The 12,632-nt window shown below is 70.6% G+C and carries 11 protein-coding genes; 4 read left to right on the top strand and 7 right to left on the bottom strand.

What is annotated here, in order from left to right; genetic code table 11:
- Window positions 1-15 precede the first annotated feature (15 nt).
- Window positions 16-2,160, bottom strand: coding sequence for a 3-hydroxyacyl-CoA dehydrogenase NAD-binding domain-containing protein (locus BC793_RS44755; RefSeq protein WP_109602732.1), 2,145 nt, complete (start codon window positions 2,158-2,160; stop codon window positions 16-18).
- 13 nt (window positions 2,161-2,173) lie between these two features.
- Entirely contained in the window at window positions 2,174-3,388 is a 1,215-nt protein-coding gene (locus BC793_RS44750; protein ID WP_109602731.1) for an acetyl-CoA C-acetyltransferase, read from the bottom strand.
- A 114-nt stretch (window positions 3,389-3,502) separates the two neighbouring features.
- Here BC793_RS44750 and BC793_RS44745 point away from each other — a divergent pair, with 114 nt between their 5' ends.
- Window positions 3,503-4,708, top strand: a complete 1,206-nt coding sequence (locus BC793_RS44745) for a TetR/AcrR family transcriptional regulator (protein ID WP_109602730.1) — start codon at window positions 3,503-3,505, stop codon at window positions 4,706-4,708.
- A gap of 110 nt (window positions 4,709-4,818) precedes the next feature.
- Window positions 4,819-6,645, top strand: a complete 1,827-nt coding sequence (locus tag BC793_RS44740) for an AMP-dependent synthetase/ligase (RefSeq protein WP_109602729.1) — start codon at window positions 4,819-4,821, stop codon at window positions 6,643-6,645.
- Between the two features lie 61 nt (window positions 6,646-6,706).
- Here the strand turns inward: BC793_RS44740 and BC793_RS44735 are convergent, their stop codons facing one another.
- On the bottom strand, window positions 6,707-7,033 hold the full coding sequence (locus tag BC793_RS44735) for a hypothetical protein (RefSeq protein WP_146246749.1): 327 nt from the start codon (window positions 7,031-7,033) through the stop codon (window positions 6,707-6,709).
- 259 nt (window positions 7,034-7,292) lie between these two features.
- Between BC793_RS44735 and ybiA the strand changes: the two genes are divergently transcribed.
- A complete protein-coding gene (ybiA, locus tag BC793_RS44730) occupies window positions 7,293-7,847 on the top strand; it encodes a riboflavin biosynthesis intermediates N-glycosidase (RefSeq protein WP_109602773.1) in 555 nt (184 codons plus the stop codon).
- A 58-nt stretch (window positions 7,848-7,905) separates the two neighbouring features.
- On the opposite strand, the gene BC793_RS44725 is transcribed toward ybiA, so the two are convergent.
- The 4 genes from BC793_RS44725 to BC793_RS44710 all read right to left on the bottom strand — a co-directional run bounded on the left by BC793_RS44725 (window position 7,906) and on the right by BC793_RS44710 (window position 11,734).
- A complete protein-coding gene (locus BC793_RS44725) occupies window positions 7,906-8,421 on the bottom strand; it encodes a pyridoxamine 5'-phosphate oxidase family protein (RefSeq protein ID WP_109602772.1) in 516 nt (171 codons plus the stop codon).
- Between the two features lie 51 nt (window positions 8,422-8,472).
- Window positions 8,473-9,270 (bottom strand): S1 family peptidase, encoded by a 798-nt coding sequence (locus BC793_RS44720; protein WP_109602727.1) that lies wholly within the window; start codon window positions 9,268-9,270, stop codon window positions 8,473-8,475.
- A 207-nt stretch (window positions 9,271-9,477) separates the two neighbouring features.
- On the bottom strand, window positions 9,478-10,749 hold the full coding sequence (locus BC793_RS44715; RefSeq protein WP_109602771.1) for a M14 family metallopeptidase: 1,272 nt from the start codon (window positions 10,747-10,749) through the stop codon (window positions 9,478-9,480).
- 67 nt (window positions 10,750-10,816) lie between these two features.
- Window positions 10,817-11,734, bottom strand: a complete 918-nt coding sequence (locus BC793_RS44710; RefSeq protein ID WP_109602726.1) for an oxygenase MpaB family protein — start codon at window positions 11,732-11,734, stop codon at window positions 10,817-10,819.
- 118 nt (window positions 11,735-11,852) lie between these two features.
- Between BC793_RS44710 and BC793_RS44705 the strand changes: the two genes are divergently transcribed.
- Window positions 11,853-12,485 carry a GntR family transcriptional regulator gene (locus BC793_RS44705; protein ID WP_239170687.1) on the top strand — a complete coding sequence of 211 codons (633 nt, stop codon included), beginning with the start codon at window positions 11,853-11,855 and terminating at the stop codon, window positions 12,483-12,485.
- Window positions 12,486-12,632 lie beyond the last annotated feature (147 nt).

Below are 12,632 nucleotides of genomic sequence, written 5' to 3'. Positions count from 1 at the left end.
CACGATGTCACCGCGTCAGGCGAAGATCTCGCCGGCTTCCGCCTTGGCCACCAGCAGCGGCGGCGGGGTGAACCGGGCACCGTAGCGGTCGGCCAGTTCCCGGGCGCGGGCCGTGAAACCGGGCAGACCGCCGTCGTACTGGTTGATGTACTGCAGGACGCCACCGGTCCAGCCGGGGTAGCCGATGCCGAGGATCGAGCCGATGTTGGCCTCGGCGACCGACAGCAGCACCCCCTCGTCGAGGCACTTCACCGTCTCGATCGCCTCGATGAAGAGCAGCCGCTCCTTGAGGTCCTCGAACGGGATCGCGACGTCCGGTTTCGCGAAGGCCGACAGGCCCGGCCACAGTCCGGTGCGCCGGCCGTCGGTGTACTCGTAGAAGCCGGCTCCACCCGAGCGGCCGGGCCGCCCGAACTCGTCGATCATCCGGTCGATGACCTCGTCGGCCGGGTGGATCGCGAACTCCCGGCCGGCCGCCGTGGCGGCGGCACGGTACTCGTTGCGGATCCGGCGCGGCAGGGTGAGGGTCAGCTCGTCCATCAGCTGCAGCACCGGGGCCGGGTAGCCGGCCTGGCTGCTCGCCTGCTCGATGCTGGCCGGCGGCACACCCTCGGCGAGCATCGCGATGCCCTCGGTGGTGAAGGTGCCGATGACCCGGCTGGTGAAGAAGCCGCGGCTGTCGTTCACCACGATCGGCGTCTTGCGCAGGCGCCGGACCACGTCGAGCGCACGGCGTACCGCCAGGTCTCCGGTCTTCTCGCCCTTGATCACCTCGACCAGCGGCATCTTGTCGACCGGGGAGAAGAAGTGCAGCCCGATGAAGTCGGCCTCGCGGCTGACCCCCTGGGCGAGCAGGGTGATCGGCAGGGTGGAGGTGTTGGAGCAGAGCAGCGCGTCCGGCGCGACGACACCCTCGATCTCGGCGAACACCTGGTGCTTGAGCGCCGGGTCCTCGAAGACGGCCTCGATGACCAGGTCGGCGCCGGCCAGGTCGGCGATCCGGTCGGTCGCGGTGATCAGATCCAGGAGCGCCCGGCCCTTCTCCTCGGTGATCCGGCCGCGGGCGACGTCCTTGGCGACCAGCTTCTCCGAGTAGCCCTTGCCGCGCTGCGCACCCTCCAGGGAGACGTCGCGCAGCACCACCGGCAGGCCGGAGCGGGCCGACACGTACGCGATCGCGGCGCCCATCATGCCGGCGCCGAGGACGGCCACCTTGGTGATCGGCGGGACCTCGCCGATGTCGCGCCGGCTCACCTCGTTCAGATCGAAGAAGAACGCCTTGATCATGTTCTTGGCGACCGGCCCGGTGACCAGTTCGACGAAGTACCGGGTCTCGATGATGAACGCGGTGTCGACGTCGACCTGGGCGCCCTCGACGGCGGCCGACAGGATGTTGCGCGGCGCCGGATAGTTCGCCCCCTTGAGCTGCTTGCGCAGGTTGGCCGGGAAGGCCGGGAGCATCGCGGCGAGCGCCGGCGTGGACGGGGTGCCACCGGGGATCCGGTAGCCCTTGGTGTCCCAGGGCTGGGCGGCGTCCGGGTTGGCCGCGATCCACTCGCGGGCCGCGGTGATCAGCTGCTCCGGGGTGTCCACGATCTCGTCGACCAGGCCGAGCTGCCGGGCCTTGGCGAGGCGGTGGCGGGTGCCCTTGAGCAGCACCTCCATCAGGGCGGTGGCCAGGCCGAGCAGCCGGACGGTACGGACCACGCCGCCCCCGGCCGGCAGCAGGCCGAGGGTGACCTCGGGCAGGCCGATCTCGGTCTTCGGATTGTTCAGCGCGATCCGCCGGTGGGTGGCGAGTGCGAGTTCGAGGCCGCCGCCGAGGGCCGACCCGTTGATCGCCGCGACCACCGGTCTGCCGAGCGTCTCGAGCCGGCGCAGCTGGCCCTTGACCTTGGTGGACAGGTCGAACACGTCCTGCCCGCGGTCGGCCGGGACGGAGCCGAGCTGGTCCAGGTCGCCGCCGGCGAACCAGGAGGTCTTCGCCGACGTGATGATGACGCCGGTGATCTGGTCGCGCTCGGCCTCCAGCCGGGAGACGGTCGCCTCCATACTGGACACGTACGCGTCGTTCATGGTGTTGGCGCCGCGGCCCGGGTCGTCGAGGGTGAGCACGACGATGCCGTCGTCACCGCGGTCGTAGCGGATGGTCTCGGTCATGGAAGTGGTCCCCTCAGAGCCGTTCGACGATGGTGGCGATGCCCATGCCGCCGCCGATGCAGAGCGTGGCCAGGCCGTACCGGCCGCCGCGCCGCTCCAGTTCGTCGACGAGGGTGCCGAGGATCATGGCGCCGGTGGCGCCCAGCGGGTGGCCCATGGCGATCGCGCCGCCGTTGACGTTGACCTTCTCCGGGTCGAGTTTGAGGTCGTCGATGAAGTGCAGCACGACGGCCGCGAACGCCTCGTTGATCTCGACCAGGTCGAGGTCGTCGACGGTGAGGCCGGCCTTGTCGAGCGCCTTGCGGGCGGCCGGGGCCGGGCCGGTCAGCATGATCGTCGGGTCGGCGCCGCTGAGGGCGGCCGACACGATCCGGGCGCGCGGGGTGAGACCGGCACGCTGCCCGGCCCGCTCCGAGCCGATCAGGACCAGGGCCGCGCCGTCCACGATGCCGGACGAGTTGCCCGCACTGTGCACGTGCTCGATCTTCTCGACCCAGTGGTATTTCTGGAGCGCCACGGCGTCGAAGCCGCCCTGGTCACCGATGGTGGCGAAGGAGGCCGGCAGCCGGCCCAGGCTCTCCACCGTGCTGTCGGCGCGGATGTGCTCGTCGCGGTCGAGGATCAGCAGGCCGTTGCGGTCGCGGACCGGCACGACCGAGCGGTCGAACCAGCCGTTCTGCCAGGCCCGTGCCGCCTTCTGCTGGGAGCCGACGGCGAACGCGTCGACGTCCTCCCGGCTGAGGCCGTCCATCGTGGCGATCAGGTCGGCGCTGATGCCCTGCGGGATGAAGTCGGTGTCGAGTGCGGTCTCCGGGTCCATCGCCCAGGCGCCGCCGTCGGATCCCATCGGCACCCGCGACATCGACTCGACGCCACCGGCGAGGACCAGGTCCTCCCAGCCGGAGCGCACCTTCTGCGCGGCGATGTTGACCGCCTCCAGGCCCGAGCCGCAGAAGCGGTTGAGCTGGACGCCGGCCGTCTGGTAGGGCAGCCCGGCCGCGAGCGCCGCGGTCTTGGCGATGTCCGAACCCTGGTCGCCGAGCGGGGACACCACGCCGAGTACGACGTCCTCGATGTCGGCCGGGTCCACCGACGGGAAACGGCGGCGCAGCTCGTGGATCAGCCCCACCACCAGTGAGATGGGTTTGACCCCGTGCAGGGCTCCGTTCTTCTTTCCCCGGCCGCGCGGTGTGCGCACGGCGTCGTACAGATAGGCCTCGGTCGTCATCGACTGCTCCCCTGCATGCGAATTGCGGCTAACTTTTGCCGATGTTTCCGCTAGGTGTCAAGGATACGAAGCCAAAGGTCGGGCGAACCACAGAGCACCGTTAGGCTGTGCCCCATGAGCGTCGCCGCGGCCGGCGAACCGGCCCCGTCAGCGGTTCGGAAACGGCCCAAGAACCGTCGGTCGCAGCTGGCCCTGGCCGCGGCCGAGATGTTCTGCGACCGCGGTTACCACGGCGTGAGCCTCGACGAGATCGCCACCGCGGTCGGCATCAGCGGCCCGGCCATCTACCGGCACTTCCCCAACAAGTACGCGATGCTCGTGCACGCCACCCGCCAGCTGGTCGAGGCGGTGCTGGCCGCGACCGACCTGCCCGCCGACGGCGACCCGGAGCAGCGCCTCGACCGGCTGCTCGCGGTGCTGGCCCGGCTCGCCGTCGACCACCGCCGGATGTCCGGGCTCTACCAGTGGGAGTGGCGCTATCTCGAGCCGGAGCACCGCGACGAGTTCCGTACCGGTCTGGGCACGCTCGCCGCACGGCTGGCCGGCCCGCTGCGCGCGATGCGGCCGGAGCTGACCGGCCGGGACACCTACGCGCTGGTCCGTGCCGCGCTGAGTGTGTTCGGCAGTCTGGGCACGCACCGGGCGGCGATCGCGCGCGGCCGGGCCGAGGCGGTGCTGCGCCGGGTGGCGTGGGCGGTGCTGCGCGACGAGCCGGCCACGCCGGTGTCGCCGCTGCCGGAGTCCCCACCGCCCGAGCCCACGACGGGGCCGGCCGCGCGGCGGGAGATCCTGCTGGCCGAGTCGATCAGACTGTTCCACCGGCACGGTTACCACGCGGTCGGGGTGGAGGACATCGGCCGGGCCGCGGGGATCAACGCGTCAAGTGTCTATCGTTACTTTCCCGGCAAGGCAGACATCCTGGCTGCCGCTTTCTACCGGGCGTCCGAGCGGGTCGCCGAGTCGACGGCGGCCGCCCTGACCGGCGCGGCCGACGACGCCGACGCGCTGCACCGGATGGCCGGGTCGTATGTGGATCTGACGTTCGAGCGCAGTGCCCTGGTCTCGGTCTACCTCGCCGAGAACAACAATCTGCCCCGCGCCGACCGGCATGAGCTGCGCAAGATGCAGCGGATGCACGTCGAGGAGTGGGTGCGGCTGCTCGGCCGGGTGCGGCCCGGACTGGCCGCCCCCGAAGCCCGGGTGCTCGTGCACGCCGCTCTCAACCTGGTCACCGATCTGAGCCGGCTGGTCCGCTTCGACCGTCGCTCAGGCATGGACCGGCACCTCACCCGCCTGACGCTGACCGTGTTGAGAGCCTGATGAAACCCGAAGAAAGTTAATCCGGATTCGCATGCTGCCTTTCCTGGAAGTTAGTGCGCGTTTACAGTCGCGCCATAGCCGTCCGTCCTCGGCTCTCCAGGAGGCAGCTCATGGATCCCGCCCTCAAGCAGCGGTGCGCCGACATGGCCCGCGACCTGACGATTCCCGCCCTGCTGCACCGCAACGCCACCGAGTTCCCCGATCTGCCCGCGCTCACCCTGCTCGGCTCGTCCGGCACGCTGACCTGGCGGCAGGTCCGTGACGAGGCCGCCGTGCTCTCCCGCGGCCTCGCCGACCTCGGCCTCGGCTCCGGCGACCGCCTGCTGATCATGATGTCCAGCCGGCCCGAGCACTGGCTCGTCGATCTGGCCGCCGCCTCGCTGGGGGCGATCCCGTCCACCGTCTACGCCACCCTCTCCACCGACCAGCTGCGCTACCTCGCCCGGCACTCGAAGGCCGGGATCGTCGTGCTGGAGGACGACGCGGCGCTGGACCGCTGGCGCCCGATCCTCGACGACGTCCCGGAGATCCGCCGGGTGGTCGTGGTCGACCGGGCCGCCGACGACCCGGACGGCCGCGTCATCTCGCTGCGGCACGTCAGCGTGCGCGGGGCGGCCGCCCACCAGTCCGACCCGGAGGCCTTCGAGAAGACCTGGCGGGAGGTACGCCCGGAGCAGCCGGTCACCCTGCTCTACACCTCGGGCACCACCGGCGACCCCAAGGGTGTCGTGCTCACCCACCACAACGTGGTCTACCAGTGCGTCGTCATGGAGAACACGATCGAGACGCCGGACCACGCCGCCTCCCTGGCGTACCTTCCGCTCGCCCACATCGCCGAACGGATGCTCGGCGTCTACAACGCGGTCTACCGGGCCGGGCACGTCACCATCTGCCCCGACCCCGCGCAGCTGCTCGCGGCCCTGGTGCGGGTGCGCCCGGTGTCGTTCTTCGGCGTGCCCCGGATCTGGGAGAAGATGGTCGCCGGCGTGCAGGGGCGACTCGCCGCCGCCGACCCGCCGGTGCGGGCCGCGGTCGAGGCCGCCCGCGCGGTCGCCACCGAGGTGTACCGGTTGCGCGAGGCCGGCGAGCCGGTCCCGGACGAGCTGGCCGCCCGGCACGCCGCCCTGGACGCGCAGGTGCTCCGGCCGTTGCGCGCCGCACTCGGCATGGACAACGTGCTGTGGGCCGGCAGCGGTGCCGCGCCGATCCCGGTCGCGGTGCTGCTCTACCTGGCGAGCATCGGGATCGACGTGCTCGAGGTGTGGGGCATGACCGAGACGACCGGCACGGCGACGATCAACACGCCGACGAGTTTCCGTACCGGGTCGGTCGGGCGCCCCAACGGCGCGATGGAGGTCAGGCTGGCCACCGACGGCGAGATCCTGGTGCGCGGGCCGCTGGTCGGCGCCGGATACCTGCGCGCCGACGGCACGGTCGAGCCGATCACCGACGCCGACGGCTGGCTGGCCACCGGCGATGTCGGGGTGCTCGACGAGGCCGGCTTCCTGACCATCACCGACCGCAAGAAGGAACTGATCATCAATTCCAGCGGGAAGAACATCTCGCCCGCCCAGATCGAGAACCTGCTGCGGGCGCACCCGCTGATCGCCCAGGCCGTGGCGGTGGGGGACCGGAGGCCGTACGTCACCGCCCTGATCGTCCTGGACGAGGAGGTCGCGCCGGTCTGGGCCCGCTCGCGGGGCCTGCCCGCCACGACGCTCGCCGAACTCGCCGGCGACCCGGTGCTGCGGGCCGAGATCGACGCCGCGGTGGCCGCCGCCAACGCGCGACTGTCCCGTCCCGAGCAGGTCAAGACGTACCGGGTGCTGGCACGTGGCTGGAGTCCCGAATCCGGTGAGCTGACCCCGACGCTGAAGCTGCGGCGCCGGATCATCCAGGAGCGCTACGCCGACGAGATCGGCGCGCTCTACGGCTGAACCGGCTCGATACGGGCACCGGCCGGAACCCCTGGTGGGGTTCCGGCCGGTCCGGTCGGCGTCAGTAGCAGAACTCTTCGAAGCCCGCGGCGTAGCCGCGCTTCCAGCCTTCCTCGTAGCCGCGCAGGTACTCCGACTCGCCGTAGGTGCGCATCCTGAGCATCGCCTTGGCGGGACTGTCACACTCTTCCCTGGCCTCACGCCAGCCGTCCCTGCGACCGTCCCGAACGCCCTTGCGGAAGGCCTTGCTCGGCCACGGGTCGCTCGCGGTCACGGTCTGGGTGCCGGGTGTCGGCGATGCGACGGCCGGAGCGGTCACGCCGATGATTCCGGTGCTTGCCAGGAAGAGCGTTCCGGCAGCCATGACGCAGCTCTTGCGAAGGTTCATCGTTCTTTCCTCCCCCGTAGTCCCGGGGCGCCGGTATGGCGTCCCGGCAAGGGAAAACCTACGCGCCGGCCGGTGGCGGGGAGGGCGAACCGGGGCCGGTAGACCATTCGGCCCAGTACTTCGCACCGTTCAGACGACTATGTCTGACATGTCGCCAACGGCTACGTGCCCGCCTCCGAGCCGACGCCGCGGACCGCAGTCGGTTCGGTGGCTGAAAATGACAGGCGCCGTGGCCGGGTCGGGCGGCAGACTGCCGGACATGCCTTTCGACGACGTCGCGAGCCTCGCCTCCGCCTGGGCCGCGGGGCGGCGGGTCAAGTTCCTGTATTTCTGGAAGCACGAGCCCGAACGCGACGGCAGCGTCGGCGCCGGCTGCCTGAGCCAGTGGTGGCCGGGCCGCTTCGAGGCGGACGGGCACACGTTCGCATCGGCTGAGCACTACATGATGTGGCGTAAGGCGGTGCTCTTCTCCGACGAGGTGGCGGCGGAGCGGATCCTGGCCGCGTCGCATCCGCATCAGGCGAAACGGCTGGGCGGGCTGGTGTCCGGCTTTGATCAGGCCGTTTGGAACGAGCACCGTAGCCCGATCGTCGTCGCCGGCAACCTCGCGAAGTTCGGTCAGGATCCGGCGCTGCGGGAGTATCTGCTGACCACCGGGCAGCGGGTCCTGGTGGAGGCGAGCCCACTCGACCGGATCTGGGGCATCGGGCTGGCCGCTGACGATCCGCGCGCGGGTGACCCGTACCGCTGGCGGGGTCTGAATCTGCTGGGGTTCGCCCTGATGCGGGTCCGCGAGGAGCTGGCCGGGCGGTGACCGTCGCCGGCCGCCCGGCGGATCGGTGGACCTGCCGGCCGGCGACGGCCGTGCCGCGTCACGGTCTGAGGGTCTGCCGTGGGGCGTATCCGTCGCGGCGCAGCCAGTGCTCGGTGTAGACGATGCGGTCCGGGGTGATGACGACGATCGTGCCCAGCGGCGGCTCGTCGAGGGAGCGGGACCGTTCGACGTGGTCGGACTGCCAGCGCACGACCGGCCAGTAGTCGCCGAAGCCCGGGTCGTCCGGGTCGAGCACGCGGGCCGTGCCGAAGAACTGGGCGCCCCGGCTGCTGGCCTGACCGACGAGCGGGGCGAAGACGCCGGCCGAGACGCGGGGGTCGGCGCGCAGGTTGCGGATCTTCGGGGAGGTGTCGAGGGCGGTGAAGACCAGCTCGAATCCGAGGTGGAAGTAGCGGACCGGGGTGGCGTGCGGGCCGCCGTCCGCGGCGGTGGTCGCGATGACGCACATGTTCTGCGAGGACAGCAGGTTGAGGATGCGCTCCTCGAGGCGGTCACGTTCCAGCCGGCGGGTGGGGGACGGGCCGGCGAGCCACGGGTTCGTCGTCATCGGGATATGAAACACCGGGCGTCCTCGCGGGAGGACGCCCGGTGTGTGCGCGGTGCGTCAGCCGCCCAGCGAGGTGGCCGCCGAGCGGATCGCCGAGGAGTAGTAGCTGACCTGGGTGTAGACGCCCGGCTTGTTCGGGCGGGCGCAGCCGTCACCCCAGCTGACGATGCCGACCTGGACCCAGCCGGACGCGCCCTGGCGGAACATCGGGCCACCGGAGTCGCCCTGGCAGGTGTCGACGCCGCCGGAGGTGTAGCCGGCGCAGATCTCCTCCGCGGCGATCACGCCGCCGGCGTACATGCTGCTGGAGTTGCAGGTGGCGTCGCTGACGAACGGGACGGTGGCCTTGAGCAGGTAGCGCTGCTGTGCGCCGCTCTCCCGGGCGGCACCCCAGCCGGCGATGGTGAACGTGCCGGTGTCGTAGGCCGTGGAGGTGGTGATCGGCAGGGTGGCGATGTTGGCGCCGCTGACCGGGCTGGCCAGGCGGATGAACGCCCAGTCGTCGCCGTTGCCGTTGTAGCCGGGCGCCCGGTAGACGTAGTTCGACTTACGCGTGACCCGGCTGCTCGACTGCAGGTCGATCGCGCCGAAGGTGGCGGTGATCGAGCTGTTGGCGCCGGTCCGGCTCACGCAGTGCGCGGCGGTCAGGACCAGGGTCGGGCTGTAGAGGGCGCCGCCGCAGCCCATCGAGAGCCGCACCATGAACGGGAACTCGCCGAGTGCCGCGCGGCTGCCTCCGACGACGTACGGGACGACCGGGTCGTCGGCTGCTGCCGCCTGCACCGGGTTGGGGGACATCGTGGCGGCGGTGACGACCGCGGCCAGCATCGCCAGAAGGGTTCGCCATCTGCGCATCTCGGTACTCCTCAATCTGGGGTGCACCGAGCATTGCATCGACGTTCATATATATAAACATCCCGAGTCGCTTATATCGTGTGCGAGGGATCCGCTCTCGGGTGGCCGCACGAGCACGACGGCCCGGCGGCGACGACGACCCGGAGTGGATCGTCGGCACCGCGCGGGCCGGAGTGCGGTTCATCGGAGGAAAGACCGCCTACCCTCCTACGAGCAGTAGGTCGCCTGCTTGCCGATCACCTTGTAGGGGCAGTCCGCGGCCTCGGCCAGCATCAGTGCCGCCGTCCGGTTGCGGGCCGTCTCGGCCGGGATGACGCTGGCCGGCGGGTAGAAACCGCCGCCGCCCGAGCTGCCCGGGTAGAGCTCGAAGGTGTAGGCGAAGATCTTGTGCGTGCCCCACAGCCAGTCGAGCGAGTCGCCGTCGGTGATGTAGAGGTCGCTGGACTGCTGCGGGGTGTAGCCGTTGGTCGCCGCCAGCTGCCGGCCCAGGGTGGCGAACGTGTTGGCCTGGTCGGCGTTCATGCCGGTGGCCGTGTTCGCGGTGGTGTGCCCGTACGGCCACAGCACCAGCTTCGAGTACGAGTGGAAGTCGATCGCCGCCTTGATCTGCTGGACGCCGCCGACCACCCGGCTGTTCACGAAGTCCCGGATGGCCCGGACCTCCGGCGTGGAGAACGCCGACGGCCCGCGGTAGGTGGCCGACGACGTGCTGCCCGACGAGCCGCCGCAGCAGCCCCACTGGTAGCCGTAGTTACGGTTCGGGTCGGTGCCGATGTAGCTGGATCCGCTGTTCGGCTGCCGGTTCTTGCGCCAGGACCGGTAGCTGCCGCTGGCGATGTCGTACTCGACGCCGTCCGGGTTCACCATCGGGATGATCCAGAGCTCGCGGGTGTCGACGATGTTGCGCACCCGGGTGTCGGTCGCGTAGGTCCTGGTGAACTGCCCGAGCAGGTACAGCGCCTGCTCCACGGTCAGGTGCTCGCGGGCGTGGTGGTTGGCGTCGTAGAGCACCTCGGGCTCGGACTCGTCGGTGCCGACGTTGTCGGAGATCTTGACGGCGACGATGTCGCGGCCCTCGTACGACTTACCGATCACCCGCTTGCTCGCGATCGCCGGGAAGGCGGCCACCACGGCGTTGATCTCGGCGACCGTCTCGGCGTAGTTGTGATAGGCCGAGTCGGCGGGCGGGAAGTCGAGGGTCCGCAGCACCGGCTCGACGGTGAACCCCAGGCGCTGCAGTTTGGCGACCTCACCGGCGGTGGCGGTCACCGTCGCGACGCCGTGCTCGAAGTCCTCGATGGCGGCACCGGTCCGGGAGATGGTGTTGCGCTGGTTCAACGTGCGCACGTCGTAGATCTCGTACTCACCCGGCGGGGTGGGCTCGGCGACGGACTCCGCGCCCGCGGGGGAGGAGGCGGAGATGGCCGCGGCAGCGCAGAGCGTGACCGCGGCGAGCGCCGCGAAGGATCGTCGTCTCATGAACGACCTCCGGATCTGGGGAATGGTGCTCACAGCAAACCCCCAGGCATCGATTGCCAGCAATGCATCAGGTCATGTCAATATGCCCCTGACCCTGACGTGATGACCGCCGGAACTCGGCCGGAAGGTCGGCAGGCGGAAGCGGGGCGCCCAGGTCGGACGGCTGATAGCCGGAAGGGTATCCGGGGTAGGTGCGGTTGCGCTGGGATTTGCCCAGTACCGATTCCCGGCGCGAGGGGAAGAACCGCAGCGCCCGCGCGCGGGCCCACAGGCCGGCCGAGGCGAGGGCACCCACCCAGCGCGGTGCCGGATCGAAGCCGAAGGCGCGCAGCATCCGGTCGTCGAGCATGCCCCGGATCCCCAGCCGCACGGCCGGGCGCAGCGGGCGCGGAAACCATCCGGCGAAGAGTTCGACGGTGTAGCGCCCGATCTCCCGGTTGGTGGCGGAATAGACGAAATGGCGCTCCTCGAAATCGCGCTTGAACGCGTGGAACGCCTCGTACCCGTCGGGGATGTCGCGGATGCCCATCCGGGTGCCGACCGCCCGGTAGTAGTGGAACGCCGCCAGCCTCTCGTGCTCGTGGAGGGGCCGCCAGCCGTACCGCGTGAGCCAGTCGATCGGGTCGTAGACGAAAGTGGACAGGACGTAGAGCATGTCGTCGTTGGTGATCGCGTAGCGGCCGTGCGCCCGGTTCACCACCTTCAGCGCCTCCCGGCCCCGCGCCGAGTCGTACCCGTGGGCGGCCATCTCCGCCATCAGCAGCGCGGTGTCGTCGTACCGCCGCTGGGGCCGGTCCCGGAACTCGCCGGTCGCCGCCAGCAGCTTCGAGATGCTCGGTACGCAGTAGGTCCGGAACAGCGCGAACTCCAGCGCCCGCGTGTAGTCCCAGGGGAACTCCCGTCCCGAGGAGAGCTGGTAGATCTCCAGGTGGTCCTTCTCCGGATCCAGTGCCGCGATCCGGTCCCGCAGCCGGTAGCGCCCCATCTCAGCTGATCAGCTCCTTCACCCTGGGCAGCAGCCGCCGCGGATCGGCGTCGCCGGTCGCCTTTCCTCTTTTTGATATTTGATACGGTGTCGGCCCGTAAAGCGAGAGGTGAGGGCTGTGCTGTCCGAGGAGGTCGCCGGCGCCCTGCGTGCCCGGATCATGTCCGGTGAGCTCCGCCCGGGGGCGCGGATCCGCCTCGAGGAGGTCGCCGCCGGCCTCGGCGTGAGCATCACCCCGGTCCGCGAGGCGCTGCTCACCCTGCGCGGCGAGGACATGGTCGAGCTGGAGCCGCGCAAGGGCTACGTGGTGGCGCCGCTCTCCCGGCAGGACATCCTCGACGTCTTCCAGTTGCAGGGCGACATCGCCGGGGAGCTGGCCGCCCGGGTCGCCACCGGGATCGGTGCGGCCCAGCTCGCCGAGCTGCGGGTGGCGCACAGCAAGGTGGCCCGCGCCCGCCGGGCCGCCGACGTGGAGACGTACGAGTACGAGTTCCACCGCGCGGTCAACCGGATGTCCCGTTCGCGCAAGCTCAGCTGGTTCCTGCACACGGCCACCCGCTACACCCCGGCCCGGGTCTACTCGGCCGACCCGGCCTGGCGTGAGGGCATGCGCGCCGATCACGAGGCCGTGCTCGCCGCCTTCGCCGGGGCCGACGCGGAGTCCGCCCGCACGGCGATGACCAGACACTTCACCGACGGTGCGCAGCGCCTGGTCAAACACCTGGACGACCTGGGCATCTGGGACTCTTGACATCCTCTCCGCCCGAAGGGACGGAGATTCCCTCCACGCTGCGCAGGGAACACGCGGCGTCCGGGTGGGTTACCGCTTCGCCGCGCGGTGCCGGGACGGATCCCGGTCTTACCTGCGCTCCACGGTCGTTTCGACTCTCCGCCCGTC

Origin of the sequence: Actinoplanes xinjiangensis, assembly GCF_003148685.1 — a bacterium.
Lineage (GTDB): Bacteria > Actinomycetota > Actinomycetes > Mycobacteriales > Micromonosporaceae > Actinoplanes > Actinoplanes xinjiangensis.
This window is presented reverse-complemented; position numbering and strand designations above follow the sequence as displayed.

Coding starts and splice junctions, on each gene's coding strand:
- BC793_RS44715 (WP_109602771.1), bottom strand. CDS start 10,749: ATGAGACGACGATCCTTCGCGGCGCTCGCCGCGGTCACGCTCTGCGCT.
- BC793_RS44735 (WP_146246749.1), bottom strand. CDS start 7,033: ATGAACCTTCGCAAGAGCTGCGTCATGGCTGCCGGAACGCTCTTCCTG.
- BC793_RS44745 (WP_109602730.1), top strand. CDS start 3,503: ATGAGCGTCGCCGCGGCCGGCGAACCGGCCCCGTCAGCGGTTCGGAAA.
- BC793_RS44710 (WP_109602726.1), bottom strand. CDS start 11,734: ATGGGGCGCTACCGGCTGCGGGACCGGATCGCGGCACTGGATCCGGAG.
- BC793_RS44755 (WP_109602732.1), bottom strand. CDS start 2,160: ATGACCGAGACCATCCGCTACGACCGCGGTGACGACGGCATCGTCGTG.
- ybiA (WP_109602773.1), top strand. CDS start 7,293: ATGCCTTTCGACGACGTCGCGAGCCTCGCCTCCGCCTGGGCCGCGGGG.
- BC793_RS44750 (WP_109602731.1), bottom strand. CDS start 3,388: ATGACGACCGAGGCCTATCTGTACGACGCCGTGCGCACACCGCGCGGC.
- BC793_RS44740 (WP_109602729.1), top strand. CDS start 4,819: ATGGATCCCGCCCTCAAGCAGCGGTGCGCCGACATGGCCCGCGACCTG.
- BC793_RS44720 (WP_109602727.1), bottom strand. CDS start 9,270: ATGCGCAGATGGCGAACCCTTCTGGCGATGCTGGCCGCGGTCGTCACC.